This is a genomic window from Dietzia sp. B44, assembly GCF_014145245.1.
GTDB lineage: Bacteria > Actinomycetota > Actinomycetes > Mycobacteriales > Mycobacteriaceae > Dietzia > Dietzia natronolimnaea.
In genome coordinates this window covers 1-13,817 of record NZ_JAALEF010000049.1, presented here as the reverse complement: position 1 = coordinate 13,817, position 13,817 = coordinate 1, and the positions used below count along the sequence as shown (strand labels likewise).

Sequence of the window (13,817 nt, the reverse complement as noted above, 5' to 3'; positions counted from 1 at the left end):
CTGCCCGAGCTGGTCCTGGCCCAGCCCGGCCCCGCGCGCACATGGGCCGTGGCAGTCGTGCGTCACGGACGTCTGGCCGCCTCGGGGATCGTGCCGGCCGGGGCCGCCCCCCTCCCCGTCATCGACTCACTCAGGGCGGGCGCCACGACCGTGCGACCCGGACCCGGGCCGTTCTCCGGCGCCAGCGCCTCGGAGATCCGGAACGTGCACAGATGGATCGACTCCGCACCCACCCGCATCGTGTCGGTCGCGGGTTGCTGGGCCCTCCCCGTCGACGGTGCCCACACTCTGACCGCATGGGCGGATCGAGCCGAACGGGCGGCCGCGGAGACGAGCAGAGCAGGGATCAGTCCCGCGCGACGCTGAAGGCCGCCCACCTGTCCAGGAGTCCGGCCGCCTCGCCGTCGTCCACCGCCCTCGCGGCGCGATCCACCGCCGACGTCATCGCGGTCACCAGGTCAGCTCCCGGCTCGAGTCCGTCGAAAGCCACCAGCGCAGCCGCGGAATTGAGCAGGACGGCATCCCTGACGGGGCCCTTCTTACCCGCCAGCAGGTCCCGGGCGACGCCCGCGTTGTGCTGCCCGTCCCCCCCACGCAGCTCCTCGATCGCGCACGTCGCCATCCCGAAGTCGCCGGGGGCGATCTCGTCCTCCTCGATCCGGCCGTGCGAGACGCGCAGCACGCGGGTCGGCCCGGTCATCGTGATCTCGTCGAGGCCGTCGGCTCCCCGCACGACGAGCGCCGAGCGCCCGCGGAGCGCGAAGACCTCCGCCATCACGGTCATGAGACGGTCGAAGGCGCACCCGATGAGGTTGGCCGCGGGGGCCGCGGGGTTGGTCAGGGGACCCAGGATGTTGAAGACGGTCGGGATGCCGATCTCCCGCCGTGGCGCGGCGGCGAAGCGGAGGGCGGGATGGAACACGGGGGCGAAGCAGAAGGCCACACCCACCTCGTCGACACACCGGGCGACCTCCTCCGGGCCCAGGTCGATCGCCACCCCGAGAGCCTCGAGGACGTCGGCCCCTCCGCTCTTCGATGACGCCGCACGATTACCGTGCTTGACCACGGGCACTCCGCAGGCGCTCACGACGAGGGCGGACATGGTGGAGATGTTCACCGTTCCCTGCCGGTCCCCGCCGGTCCCGACGATGTCGACGCAGGGCCGGGAGGTCGGCACGCGACGCGAGTAGTCGAGCATCGTGGAGGACAGGGCGTCCAGTTCCGGACCCGTGACACCCTTCATGTCGAGCGCGACCCCGAACGCCGCGATCTGCGCATCCGTCGCGAGGCCCTCCATGATCCGGGACATCGCCCAGCGGGCGTCCGCCGGTTCCAGGTCCTCACCCGCCGTGAGCGTGCCGAGTACCCCGGGCCAGGACCGGCCCTCGTCGAACGCTGCAGAACTCCCCACGTGTCCCGACCTCTCTCCCTGGATCCCGGCGGTCCGTCACCGTCCGACCGCACAGTGACAATCGTGCCACCAGCCGCGTCGTCGGTGCCCGCGGACTCCCGTCACGGGACCCGTTCCCCCAGCCGCAGAAGAGCCTGAGAAGGCCCTGATACCCCTGCACGGGGTGCGTCCCCTGACGGGTTACCGGGGAGTTCTAGGAACGACCTGCGAAAACGCTGTGGGGACACGCCGAAATCGGGGGTCCCTGCAGCCTCCGCCCACCTCAGGGGTCATACTTGGCCTCGTGACGAGCGCAGTGGATAACTCAGGATCGGCAATGGCTCAGCGCGTTCATTCGCTGAACCGGCCGAACATGGTCAGTGTGGGCACCATCATCTGGTTGTCCCAGGAGTTGATGTTCTTCGCGGGGCTGTTCGCGATGTACTTCGTCTCCAAGGCGAACTCGGGAGGTGACTGGCCCTCCTACCCGACGCACCTCAACGTCCCGTTCGCCCTGACTATCACGGCGATCCTCGTGGCGTCCTCGGTTACCTGTCAGATGGGCGTCTTCGCCGCCGAGCAGGGTGACGTCTTCGGTCTCCGTCGCTGGTACATCATCTCGGCCCTCATGGGCACGGTCTTCCTCATCGGTCAGGCCTACGAGTACGTCATGCTGTACCTCGAGGGCACCACGATCTCGTCCAGCGTCTACGGGTCCGTCTTCTTCATCACCACCGGTTTCCACGGCCTCCACGTGGCGGCCGGCGTCCTGGCGTTCGTCGTCCTCGTCATGCGGACGACCATGTCCCGGTTCACTCCCGCCCAGGCCACGGCGGCCATCGTCGTGTCGTACTACTGGCACTTCGTCGACGTGGTCTGGATCGGCCTCTTCGTCACCATCTACTTCATTCAGTAGTCAGCTGGCCGCAGGACGCTGCGTCCAGCAGGTCCCAACTCCAAAGGGAACTCATAATGAACTCACCTCACCCACCCGCTGCGGACACGCCGTCGCCGGAGCCCGCGGTGAATCCGGCGCGCCCGGTCTCGTCCAAGCGTCGCCGTAAGGCGACCGGCGCGCTCGTCATCGCCGCCGGTCTCCTCGGCGCCGGGGCCATCGCCACTGCCGTCGTTCCCGATCCCCAGGTCGCGACGGCCCAGCAGGACCAGGCCGCGCTCATCGCCGAGGGCAAGCAGATCTACGACGTCGCGTGCATCACCTGCCACGGAATGAACCTGCAGGGTGTCGAGGACCGCGGGCCCTCGCTCGTCGGCACGGGCGCGGGCGCGACCTACTTCCAGGTCCATTCCGGTCGTATGCCGGCGGCCAACAACGAGGCCCAGGCCGAGCGCAAGAAGCCGCGCTACAGCGAGCACCAGATCATCGCGCTCGCGGCGTACGTCCACCTCTTCGGCGGCGGTCCCGAGATCGTCACCGATCCCGACGGGTCGATCGCCCAGGGGTCGCTGCGCGGTGCCTCGGGCGAGGCCCGCGCCGAGGAGATCGCGCGCGGTTCCGAGCTCTTCCGCCTCAACTGCGCCTCCTGCCACAACTTCACCGGTCGCGGCGGAGCGCTGTCGGCGGGCAAGTACGCCCCCATCCTCGACCCTGCCAACGAGCAGGAGATCTACCAGGCGATGCTCACCGGTCCGCAGAACATGCCCAAGTTCTCGGACCGTCAGCTCACGCCTGACGAGAAGAAGGACATCATCGCCTTCATCAAGGACACGGACTCCAAGGTCTCGCCCGGCGGCTACGCGCTCGGCGGACTCGGCCCCGTGACCGAAGGTGTGGCCATCTGGCTAGTCGGCATCGTCGCCCTCATCGGTGCGACCCTCTGGATCGGATCCCGTTCATGAGTGAGACCCCCAAGAACCCGTCCCCCGCGGACCTCGACCGGATGAGCGACGCCGAGCTCGTCCGGTTGGGAACCGAACTCGACGAGGTCGACGTCCGATTCCGCGAGAACCGGTGGCCGGACGGTGTCACCACGCGATCCGAGAAGCGTGCCGCACGAGTCGTCACCACCTGGTTCGCACTGTCCGCGGTCCTCGCGCTGGCCTTCGCCGTCATCTACATCGCCTGGCCCTGGGAGTACCGCGGCCAGGGCGAGGACGGCTACTGGCTCTACATGGTGTACACGCCCCTCCTCGGCCTGACGATCGGCCTGTCGATCCTCTTCCTGGGCTTCGGTGCGGTGCAGTTCACCAAGAAGTTCATCCCCGAGGAGATCTCGGTCCAGACCCGTCACGACGGCCCGTCGGAGGACATCGACCGCCGGACCCTCGTCGCCGGGCTCAACGACTCCTGGAAGACCTCGACCCTGGGTCGCCGCAAGGTCATGGGCGGCTTCCTCGGAGCGAGCGTCGCCCTCATCGGTCTGTCCGCGATCCTGCCGCTCGGTGGCATGGTCAAGAACCCGTGGCGCCGTGGGGAACTCACCATCGCCGGAGACGGCACCCTGCACACCACGGGGTGGACCCTCGCGTCCGACACCCGCCCGGACGGACTCCCGGCCGAGAAGGTGTACCTCGGTCGCGACACCGGCAAGGTCTACCCGGACGGCCATCCCCCCGCGGGAGAGGGGCGCCTCGAGCGCATCCACGTCGAGGACCTGGCGGCCGGTGGACTCGAGTCCGTGTTCCCGCTTCCCGCGAGCGCCCTGGGCGACTTCGAGGAGCACATGCACTCCATCCACGGCGTGCGCAACTCGGTCATGCTGATCCGTTTCCGCCCGGCGGACGCGGCCCGGGTGATCAAGCGCAAGGGCCAGGAGAACTTCAACTACGGCGACCTGTACGCCTACTCGAAGATCTGCACGCACCTCGCCTGCCCCACCTCACTGTACGAGCAGCAGACGCACCGCTTCCTCTGCCCGTGCCACCAGTCGCAGTTCGACGCGCTCGAGTACGCGAAGCCGGTCTTCGGCCCCGCCGCGCGCGCACTGCCGCAGTTGCCCATCGCGGTTGACAACGAGGGTTACCTCGTCGCCAACGGTGACTTCATCGAGCCGGTCGGACCTGCCTTCTGGGAGCGTCGTTCATGAGTAACAACACCAAAATCGCCGCGGTCGGCAATGCGCTCGACTCGCGGTACACCATGGCCAAGGGCATGCGCCGGCAGATCAACAAGGTCTTCCCCACGCACTGGTCGTTCCTCCTGGGCGAGATCGCCCTGTACAGCTTCGTGATCCTGCTGATCTCGGGCGTGTACCTCACCCTCTTCTTCGACCCGTCGATGTCGAAGGTGATCTACCAGGGCGCCTATGCCCCGCTCAACGGCATCGAGATCTCCCGGGCCTACGAGACCGCGCTCAACATCTCTTTCGAGGTGCGTGGCGGGCTCTTCGTCCGGCAGATCCACCACTGGGCGGCGCTGCTCTTCGTCGCCTCGATGGTGGTCCACATGATCCGCATCTTCTTCACCGGTGCGTTCCGTCGCCCGCGTGAGGCCAACTGGGTCATCGGCTGCGTCCTCCTGCTGCTGGGCATCGTCGAGGGCTTCCTCGGCTACGGCCTGCCGGACGACGTCCTGTCGGGCACCGGCCTCCGGATCACCTCCGGCATCATCGTCGGGCTCCCGGTGATCGGTACCTGGATGCACTGGATGATCTTCGGCGGGGACTTCCCCGGCGACCTCATGATCCCGCGCTTCTACGTCCTGCACGTGCTCATCATCCCCGCCATCATCCTGGCCCTGATCGCCGCGCACCTCGCGCTGGTCTGGTACCAGAAGCACACGCAGTTCCCCGGGCCGGGCCGCACGGAGAACAACGTCGTCGGCGTCCGGATCCTCCCGGTCTTCGCCGTCAAGTCCATCGCGTTCGGCGCCATCACGGTCGGCATGCTCATGCTCTTCTCGGGCCTGTTCACCATCAACGCGATATGGAACCTCGGGCCGTACAACCCATCCCACATCTCCGCCGGCTCGCAACCCGACTGGTACATGCTGTGGACCGAGGGCGGCGCCCGCGTGATGCCTGCGTGGGAGATCTACCTGGGCAACTACACCATCCCTGCCGTCCTCTGGGTGGCCGTGATGCTCGGCGCCATGGTCGCGGTGATGTTCCTGTACCCGTGGATCGAGGCCAAGCTCACCGGTGACACCGCGCACCACAACCTGCTCCAGCGTCCGCGCGACGTTCCGGTTCGTACCGCCGCCGGCGTCATGGCCATCACGTTCTACGTGATCCTGGTGTTGATGGGATCCAACGACCTCATCGCGTATCACTTCAACATCTCGCTGAACGCCACCACATGGGCGGGCCGGATCGGTCTGATCCTGCTGCCGCCGGTCATGTACTTCTTCACCTACCGTCTCTGCCTGGGTCTCCAGCGGGCCGACCGGGAGGTCCTGGAGCACGGGATCGAGACCGGCATCATCATGCGGATGCCGCAGGGCGAGTTCGTCGAGGTCCACCAGCCGCTGGGCGGGATGGACGAGCACGGTCACGCGGTTCCGCTCGAGTACGCGGGTGCCAAGGTGCCCACGAAGATGAACCAGCTCGGTGCGGCCGGCCGGCCCCCGCGGGGCGCACTCACCGCCGACCCCGTCGACGAGGTGCGTCATCTCGACGACGCCGATCACGGCAAGCACGACCGCGAGCACTCGATGCTCACCACGTTGCAGCAGGAGAACCGTACGCGTCGCCACGACGAGCACTGATCCACCGCTGACACCCGACCGCGGGCCGGAGCTCCGAGAGGAGTTCCGGCCCGCGGTCGTCTCGCCTCCTCCACCGGGGGCGAGTGATCTTTCGGGAGCGGGTGATCTGTCGGGGGGTCGACGTCGCGGGCCGCGTGACACCGGCCTCACCCCGGCGCCTGGGACGTCCTCCTCATGGGACGGGTTGGGCCGGAGGCCCGTGGGACCACCCGGGAGGTGCGGTCACCGTGCCCGGCCACCCGCGAGAGGTGGCGGGCGCTCCGGTCACCGGGCGACCGGAGCGGGGTTCACCGGCAGCGGCTTCCCGGCCATGTCGGCCACGGCCCGGAAGGCCATGGTCATGCCCGACCCCAGGGGAACCCCGGGACCCGGGTATGCCTCACTGGACACCGACGCCGACGAGTTGCCGGCGGCGTAGAGGCCCGGGATCGGTGCACCGTCGGTACCCACCACGGCCCCGTTCGGGTCGATCACGGCACCACCCTTGGTGCCCAGGTCCCCCAGCACCAGGCGCACGGCGTGCAGACGATCGCCCCCCAGGGGCCGCAGGCATTCCTCGGCAGTGGAGGCGCCGAGGAAGAACCTCCCGTACGGATCCTCGCCCCGTCCGAAGTCGTCATCTCTGCCCTGCGCGGCATGGCCGTTGAACCGGGTGACGCTCTCGGCGAGGACGTCCGGATCGATACCGATGGCCTGGGCCAGCTCCCCGATCGTCGCTGCGGTGTGCCAGAGCCCGGCCGCCCGCAGCTGCTCGGGATCAGGGGCGGGGACGCAGATCGCCGGATACCCGCCCGCCTCCGAGTCATCGAAGACGAACCAGAACTCCTCGCCCGCTCCGTCGTCCATCCGGGCGTGCATGCGACGGCCCATCTGGTCGTACGGCAGGAGTTCGTTGGCGAAGCGACGACCTGCGCCGTCGACGATGATCCCGGAGCGGAAACCGAGGGTGAACGCCGCGTGCCCGTTGGGGAACAGTGTCGCCGGACACCACCATGACTGGTCCAGCAGGTCGAGTCTGGCCCCGACCTCGTCGAACATGCGGACGGCGTCCCCGGAACCGGTATCCGGGTGGGAGGCCGACCAGTCAGAGGTCGGCATCCGCTGCCACCGTCGACGCAACTCCGTCGACCGCTCGAATCCGCCCGCGGCGACGAGTACGCCCCGCCGTGCGCGAATCGACCGCAGGCCCGAGCCCTCTCGCACCTCGACCCCCACGACCCGCCCGTCGTCGTCGCGGATAAGTCGCTCCGCAGCCGTCGACAGCCAGAGCTCGGCCGACTCCATGCCATCCAACGCCAGCACGAGCCGGGCGACCCAGGCGCGGCCGCCCTCCAACCTGGCGGTGTCCTCCGGGGAACCGAACTGATCCGACGGCACCGAGGAGCGGATATCTCCGGTGCGCTCACCGACCTCCTCCCCCTTGATGGGCTTGGGGTAGATGCTTCGACCCACCTCCTGGCGTCCGGGTGCGTCGAAGTAGTCGGGGAACGCCTGGAATCTCGTAGGGATCCCCAGCGTGTCCTGGAGGAAGTCGACGACCATCGGCCCGGTGTTCAGGTACGCGTCCTGCAGGTCGTGGTCGGTCCGGTCGCCCACGACGGCGCGGAAGTAGGTGCGGCCCGTGTCCACCGAGTCCTCCAGCCCGTCGCGGGCGAGGACGGCGTTGCCGGGCAACCACACCGCGCCGCCCGAGTACGCGGAGGTGCCCCCGAAACGGTCCGTCTTCTCGACGAGACAGGTGGACAGCCCCCGCGAGGCCGCCGCGGCCGCGCCGAAGAGCGCCGCGACGCCCGATCCCACCACAACCACATCGAACTCTGCATCGAACGTGCCGGCCTGCGTCGTCACGGGCTCTCCTCATCTCGTCGTCACGGGCACACGGCCCGGACACCGGCCGTGGGCCGACGCCTACTAGAACACGTTCTACACTAGCTTCCCGGCGCGTTTCCGTGGCCCGACCGGCGGGTTTCGTGACACCTCAACGTCGTGCGGGCATGATCGCGGTGTGACGCGCAACGAGGTCGAACACACCGAGGACGGTCGCTACATCGTGGTCAGGGGGAGGCGATGGAGGGCCACCGATCCGTCGATCCCGGACACGCTCAGGACCGAACTCGTCTCCGCGCTCATGACCGGCCGCCGGCTCGTGAAGTCCGAGGGTGACGCCGCGCGGGTGATGGTGCACGACGCCAAGACCGCGCTGGGCGAGCGCGGCGACCCCTGGTGGGATCCGACCGAGGAGGGGACGCGGAACCGGTTGGCCGCGACGATCCGAACGCTGCTCCGCTCCCGCGGCGAGGGCTCGATCTGCCCCAGCGACGCCGCCCGCACGGTGGGCGGCGAACAGTGGCGCGAGCTCATGGACACCGCCCGACAGGTCGCCCTGGATCTCCGAGCGGACGGCGTCGTCGCCATCACGCAACGTGGCCGGGTCGTCTCCGGAGCCGACATCCGAGGCCCGATCCGCATCGTGGCGGCGGACGCGCTCGACTTCCGGCCACCGACGGACGGCAGCGTGGTACGGGACTGAAGCTACCAGCCGGTAACCCCCGCCATGTCGCGGTTCGCGACCTTGTACGATCACTTCTGGTAGGAGACATTCACCAGATCGCCCCGTCCCCCTCTCACGGCGGGTCGTCCAATGGAAAGGCATACACCCTTGCGTCGCACAGTGTTCAACGAAGACCACGAGGCCTTCCGCCAGACCATCCGCGCCTTCATCGAGTCCGAGGTGTCCCCCCATTTCCAGGAGTGGTTCGACGCGGGCATCGTGCCGCGCGAGTTCTACTACAAGCTCGCCGATCTCGGGGTCTTCGGCATCAACGTCGACGAGGAGTACGGCGGCGCCGGGATCAACTCGCACAAGTTCGAGGCCATCCTGTCCGAGGAGACCGCCCGGGCGGGCGTGAACTTCGGTGGATCGGGCGTTCACGTCCTGCTGGGCCTGCCCTACATCAAGGCCCTGGCGACCGAGGAGCAGAAGCAGCGTTATCTGCCCAAGTTCGTCTCCGGCGAGGAGATGTGGGCGCTGGCCATGACCGAGCCGGGCACCGGCTCGGACCTCGCCGGCATGAAGAGCACCGCCAAGCTCTCCGAGGACGGCACCCACTACGTCCTCAACGGTGCCAAGACCTTCATCACCGGCGGTGTCCACGCCGACCGCGTGATCGTCTGCGCCCGGACCGCTCCCCCGCGCGAGGACGACCGTCGCTTCGGCATCTCCCTCCTGGCCGTCGACACCAAGCTCGCGGGTTACTCCGTGGGACGCAAGCTCGACAAGGTCGGTCTGCGCACCTCCGATACCGCGGAGCTGGCCTTCAGCGACGTCAAGGTCCCTGTCGAGGACCTCCTCGGCGAGGAGAACCGTGGTTTCTACTACCTCGGCCAGAACCTGCCGTCCGAGCGCTGGGGAATCGCGTACGGCGCCTACGCCCAGGCCGCGGCCGCGGTGCGCTTCGCCAAGGAGTACACCCAGCAGCGCACGGTCTTCGGCAAGGAGGTCGCCTCGTTCCAGAACACCAAGTTCGAACTCGCCGCCTGCCAGGCCAAGGTCGACGCGGCGCAGGCCGTCGCCGACCGCGCGCTCGAGGCACTCGACGAGGGAGAGCTGACCGCGGCCGAGGCCGCATCGGCCAAGTTGTTCTGCACCGAGATCGCGGCCGAGGTCATCGACCGTTGCCTGCAGCTGCACGGCGGATACGGGTTCATCAACGAGTACCCGATCGCCCGCCTGTACACCGACAACCGGGTCAACCGGATCTACGGCGGGACCAACGAGGTCATGAAGACCATCATCGCCAAGGACATGGGACTGTAGTCCCCCACCGGGCCTGATCCGGGCCGGGACCTGCGCGCCGCGCGGGTCCCGGCCCGAGCTCGTTCCCGGGTGATGCCCCCGACGTCGGAGACGCCACGACCGCGGGTTGCCGACATGAGTCCCGGCTTCGGGCGGTGATCCGTGAACAAACGAAGCCCCCACCGCGTCTCGCGGTGGGGGCCTCGTGGGGTCTGACCGTCGGTCAGTGCTTCTCGCGGCCCCAGTGGTACTCGAAGACCAGGGCACAGGCGGTGATGATCAGCGCGGTCGCGCCACCGAGCAGCACCCACCAGTTCCAGAACGCCGCGCCGAAACCGATGATGAGGATCGAGAAGGCGATGAAGAACGGCCAGAAGCTGTGCGGGCTGAAGAACCCGAGCTCGCCGGCGCCGTCGGATATCTCCGCCTCCTCGTAGTCCTCGGGAAGCGTGCTGATGCGCCGCGCCACGAAGCGGAGGTACCCACCGATCAGCAGGCACAGCCCGGCGGAGAGCACGAGAGCCGTGGAGCCCACCCACTCGATACCCGTGCGCGAGGTGCCCGTGAGGTAGGTGTACGCGATGGCCAGGATGGCGAGGAAGACCACCAGTCCGTCGAAGATTCTTACTGTTGCGTTCATCGTGCAGGAGCCCTTCGCGTGATACCGGGAGAGACGTCAGTTAGCGGATGCGTTCTCGATGATGTTGTTCTGGTCGCGGGTATCGCTGCGGCCGGTCTTGAACGGTGCCGTGGACGTGGAGTAGGGCTCCTCGCCGATCGACGCGAGCGCCTCCGCGTTGGACGCGGTCGGGTTGTCCTGGCGGAACTCGATGTACTCCGCGAAGGCCTCCGGCGACACCGCCCTGAGCTCGAAATTCATCATCGCGTGGTACGCGCCGCACATCTCGGCACACCGTCCGACGAAGGCACCCTCACGCTCGATCTCCGCGATCTGGAACATGCTCAGCTGCTGGTTCTGGCCGGGGTGCGGCATGACGTCGAGCTTGTAGATGAACTCGGGGATCCAGAAGGAATGGATCACGTCGGCCGCCGCGAGGCGGAACTCGACGCGGGTTCCGGTCGGCAGTACGAGCACCGGGACCTCTTCCGAGGTGCCGACGGTCTCGATGTTGTTGAAGTGGAGGTACGACTTGTCCTCGGCGAGGCGACCATGGATCGGACCACCGGCGGCGGGCTCGCCGTCGTGACCGAGGGCCATGCGCTGCTCCTCCGAGAGCACCCCGGCCTCCTCGGCGTCACGCTGGGCCTGCTCGTTGGTGCCGTCCTCGATGGACACACCCGCGACGTCGACCTTGTTGTACCCGAACTTCCAGTTCCACTGGAACGCGGTGACGTCGACCTTGACGCCGACCTCTTCCTCCGGCCGGAGGTCCAGGACCTTGTTCTGCGTGATGACCGTGAAGTAGAAGAGCACCGAGATGATCACGAACGGCACGGCGGTGTAGACCAGCTCGAGCGGCACGTTGTACGCGGTCTGACGCGGGAACTCGCCGTCGTCGTTCTTCCTCTTGCGGTGGAAGGCCATCGTCCAGAAGATCAGGCCCCACACGAAGAACCCGACGACGAGCGAGGTGATGACGGTGATAGTCCAGAACTCCCTGATGGCGATGCCCTCGGGCGTGATCCCGTTGGGGAACCCGAAGTTCATGGTCTGGTTCCACCATTTGTTGTCGGTGTGGAGGCTGCAACCGGACAACAACAAGCCCAATGTGCCGAGCGACACCGCGAGTGCAGCCCTGCGCGTCCGACGACGCCCGTCACGCTGTTCCACCATCACGCCTTCCTGATCAGCGGCACCGACCACGTGGCCGGGACACTTAGGAATCGTAGACCACGGCTCTCAGTTTGGAAGCCGCGGGTCCCGGCATTTCACCCAACCCACCCCTCCGCCGTCCGGCGCGGCGGTCGGGAGTCCCGGGACCAGTAGTATTCGAACCCATCATGGCCCGCAGACGCGGGTTATCCCCACCCCCGACGACGATCGACGAGGTACCCGACGAATGTGTGGCCTGCTTGGTCTGCTCACCCCCGACGGCTCCGCCCGCACCCACGAGTCGAGGGTCCTGGGTGCGATGGGGTGCCAGCGTCACCGCGGTCCGGACGAGGTGGGGACCTGGGTCGACGACGACCTGGCGTTCGGCTTCAATCGTCTGTCGATCATCGACATCGCGCATTCGCACCAGCCGCTGCGCTGGGGCCCGCCGGAGAGCCCTGAACGCTACGCGTTGACGTTCAACGGCGAGATCTACAACTACGTCGAACTCCGTGCACAACTCCGTGAGGAGTTCGATGCCGAGTTCCGGACCGAGGGCGACGGGGAGCCGATCGTGGTGGCGTTCCACCACTGGGGACCCGCCGCCGTCCGCCGGCTCCGCGGGATGTTCGCCTTCGCGATCTGGGACACCGTCGAGCGCACCCTCTTCGTGGCCCGCGACCCCTTCGGCATCAAGCCCCTCTACATGGCGACCGGCCCCGGGGGCACCGCGTTCGCGAGCGAGAAGAAGTCGATCACCGAACTGATCGACCTCCTCGCCGTCGACACCTCTCTCGACACCCGCGCCCTACAGCACTACGTCACCCTCCAGTACGTCCCCGAGGACGAGACGCTGACCCGCGGTGTCCGCCGCCTGGAATCCGGTTGCCACGCGACCCTCTCCCCCGGCGCCGCTCCGGTGATCGAGCGCTACTTCGAGCCGACCTTCCCCGTGGTCCCTGTCGCCGACGGCGATTCCGAGCGCCGCTACGAGGAGATCGCCGTGGCCCTCGAGGACTCCGTGGCCAAGCACATGCGCGCCGACGTCACCGTGGGTTCGTTCCTGTCCGGCGGCATCGACTCCACCGCCATCGCCGCGCTCGCCCGGCGTCACAACGAGAACCTCCTCACCTTCACCACGGGGTTCGAGCGGGAGGGTTACTCGGAGGTGGACGTGGCCGCCGAGTCCGCCGCGGCGATCGGTGTGGAACACATCGTCAAGGTGGTCTCGCCCGAGGAGTTCGCCGCCGCGATCCCCGAGATCATCTGGTACCTCGACGAGCCGGTCGCCGATCCGGCCCTGGTCCCGCTGTACTTCGTCGCCCGCGAGGCCCGCAAGCACGTCAAGGTGGTCCTGTCCGGCGAGGGCGCGGATGAGCTCTTCGGCGGATACACCATCTACAAGGAGCCGCTCTCGCTCGCACCGTTCGAGAAGATCCCCGGTGGCCTGCGCCGCGCACTGGGAAGGGTGAGCACGCGGATCCCCGAGGGCACGCGTGGGAAGAGCCTGCTGCATCGCGGATCCATGAGTCTCGAGGACCGCTACTACGGCAACGCGCGCTCGTTCTCCGAGGACCAGGTCCGCTCGGTCCTCACCGACTACCGTCCCGAGTGGAGCCACCAGGACGTCACGGCGCCGATCTACGAGCGCTCCCGCGGGTGGGACCCTGTCGCCCGGATGCAGCACCTGGACCTGTTCACGTGGCTCCGCGGGGACATCCTGGTCAAGGCGGACAGGGTCACCATGGCCAACTCGCTCGAGCTGCGCGTGCCGTTCCTCGACCGCGAGGTCTACGAGGTCGCCTCCCGCCTGCCGTACACGGAGAAGGTGGCGCACGGGACCACCAAGTACGCGCTCCGCAAGGCGCTCGAGCGGATCGTGCCGGCGCACGTGCTGCACCGGAAGAAGCTCGGCTTCCCGGTCCCGACCCGCCACTGGCTGGCCGGACCGGAACTGCACGACTGGGCGCGCGAGCAGGTCGCGGCCTCGGGCACCGACGAGTTCGTGGACAAGGCCGCCGTCCTGCGCATGCTCGACGAGCACCGCCGTGGCGAGTCCGACCACAGCCGCCGGATCTGGACGATGCTGTGCTTCATGATCTGGCACGGCATCTTCGTGGAGGGGCGCATCACCCCGGACATCGAGCAGCGGGACTACCCCGTGCGCCTCTAGGAGACTGCTGAACAAGTGGCG

11 protein-coding genes and 1 pseudogene are annotated in these 13,817 nt (G+C 67.9%); 8 read left to right on the top strand and 4 right to left on the bottom strand.

Annotated features, from left to right (window positions below; genetic code table 11):
• A pseudogene (locus tag G6017_RS16465) lies at window positions 1-366 on the top strand (hypothetical protein); the annotation flags it as partial.
• On the opposite strand, the gene trpD reads toward G6017_RS16465, so the two are convergent.
• Entirely contained in the window at window positions 347-1,411 is a 1,065-nt protein-coding gene (trpD, locus tag G6017_RS02130) for an anthranilate phosphoribosyltransferase (RefSeq protein WP_182610020.1), read from the bottom strand. The pseudogene G6017_RS16465 and the gene trpD sit on opposite strands and share 20 nt — an antisense overlap.
• A gap of 283 nt (window positions 1,412-1,694) precedes the next feature.
• Here trpD and ctaE point away from each other — a divergent pair, with 283 nt between their 5' ends.
• Genes ctaE through qcrB form a run of 4 tightly spaced genes read left to right on the top strand, consistent with a single transcriptional unit; the run spans window position 1,695 to window position 6,053 of the window.
• On the top strand, window positions 1,695-2,306 hold the full coding sequence (gene ctaE, locus G6017_RS02125; protein WP_182610021.1) for an aa3-type cytochrome oxidase subunit III: 612 nt from the start codon (window positions 1,695-1,697) through the stop codon (window positions 2,304-2,306).
• Between the two features lie 56 nt (window positions 2,307-2,362).
• Complete coding sequence (gene qcrC / locus G6017_RS02120) at window positions 2,363-3,247, top strand: cytochrome bc1 complex diheme cytochrome c subunit (protein WP_182615678.1); 885 nt, start codon at window positions 2,363-2,365, stop codon at window positions 3,245-3,247.
• Entirely contained in the window at window positions 3,244-4,434 is a 1,191-nt protein-coding gene (gene qcrA, locus G6017_RS02115) for a cytochrome bc1 complex Rieske iron-sulfur subunit (protein WP_182610023.1), read from the top strand. Before qcrC ends, qcrA begins: the two co-directional genes overlap by 4 nt.
• Window positions 4,431-6,053, top strand: coding sequence for a cytochrome bc1 complex cytochrome b subunit (gene qcrB / locus G6017_RS02110; RefSeq protein ID WP_182610024.1), 1,623 nt, complete (start codon window positions 4,431-4,433; stop codon window positions 6,051-6,053). Before qcrA ends, qcrB begins: the two co-directional genes overlap by 4 nt.
• A 264-nt stretch (window positions 6,054-6,317) precedes the next feature.
• On the opposite strand, the gene G6017_RS02105 is transcribed toward qcrB, so the two are convergent.
• A complete protein-coding gene (locus G6017_RS02105) occupies window positions 6,318-7,901 on the bottom strand; it encodes an FAD-dependent oxidoreductase (RefSeq protein WP_182615676.1) in 1,584 nt (527 codons plus the stop codon).
• A gap of 157 nt (window positions 7,902-8,058) precedes the next feature.
• Here G6017_RS02105 and G6017_RS02100 point away from each other — a divergent pair, with 157 nt between their 5' ends.
• Together G6017_RS02100 and G6017_RS02095 are read left to right on the top strand one after the other, a co-directional pair.
• The gene (locus tag G6017_RS02100) at window positions 8,059-8,583 is read left to right on the top strand and encodes a DUF3253 domain-containing protein (protein WP_182615674.1); all 525 of its coding nucleotides are present in this window, start codon (window positions 8,059-8,061) and stop codon (window positions 8,581-8,583) included.
• 129 nt (window positions 8,584-8,712) lie between these two features.
• A complete protein-coding gene (locus G6017_RS02095; protein WP_182615672.1) occupies window positions 8,713-9,870 on the top strand; it encodes an acyl-CoA dehydrogenase family protein in 1,158 nt (385 codons plus the stop codon).
• Window positions 9,871-10,072: 202 nt separating this feature from the next.
• Here the strand turns inward: G6017_RS02095 and ctaF are convergent, their stop codons facing one another.
• Together ctaF and ctaC are read right to left on the bottom strand one after the other, a co-directional pair.
• Complete coding sequence (gene ctaF, locus G6017_RS02090; protein ID WP_179525028.1) at window positions 10,073-10,489, bottom strand: cytochrome c oxidase subunit 4; 417 nt, start codon at window positions 10,487-10,489, stop codon at window positions 10,073-10,075.
• A 36-nt stretch (window positions 10,490-10,525) separates the two neighbouring features.
• Entirely contained in the window at window positions 10,526-11,644 is a 1,119-nt protein-coding gene (ctaC, locus tag G6017_RS02085) for an aa3-type cytochrome oxidase subunit II (RefSeq protein WP_182615670.1), read from the bottom strand.
• Between the two features lie 226 nt (window positions 11,645-11,870).
• Between ctaC and asnB the strand changes: the two genes are divergently transcribed.
• Window positions 11,871-13,796, top strand: a complete 1,926-nt coding sequence (asnB, locus tag G6017_RS02080) for an asparagine synthase (glutamine-hydrolyzing) (protein WP_182615668.1) — start codon at window positions 11,871-11,873, stop codon at window positions 13,794-13,796.
• Window positions 13,797-13,817 lie beyond the last annotated feature (21 nt).

What these genes read in the sequence shown, in the direction of transcription:
- qcrC (WP_182615678.1), top strand. Translation starts at nt 2,363, where the DNA reads ATGAACTCACCTCACCCACCCGCTGCGGACACGCCGTCGCCGGAGCCC.
- qcrA (WP_182610023.1), top strand. Translation starts at nt 3,244, where the DNA reads ATGAGTGAGACCCCCAAGAACCCGTCCCCCGCGGACCTCGACCGGATG.
- qcrB (WP_182610024.1), top strand. Translation starts at nt 4,431, where the DNA reads ATGAGTAACAACACCAAAATCGCCGCGGTCGGCAATGCGCTCGACTCG.
- ctaF (WP_179525028.1), bottom strand. Translation starts at nt 10,489, where the DNA reads ATGAACGCAACAGTAAGAATCTTCGACGGACTGGTGGTCTTCCTCGCC.
- ctaC (WP_182615670.1), bottom strand. Translation starts at nt 11,644, where the DNA reads ATGGTGGAACAGCGTGACGGGCGTCGTCGGACGCGCAGGGCTGCACTC.
- asnB (WP_182615668.1), top strand. Translation starts at nt 11,871, where the DNA reads ATGTGTGGCCTGCTTGGTCTGCTCACCCCCGACGGCTCCGCCCGCACC.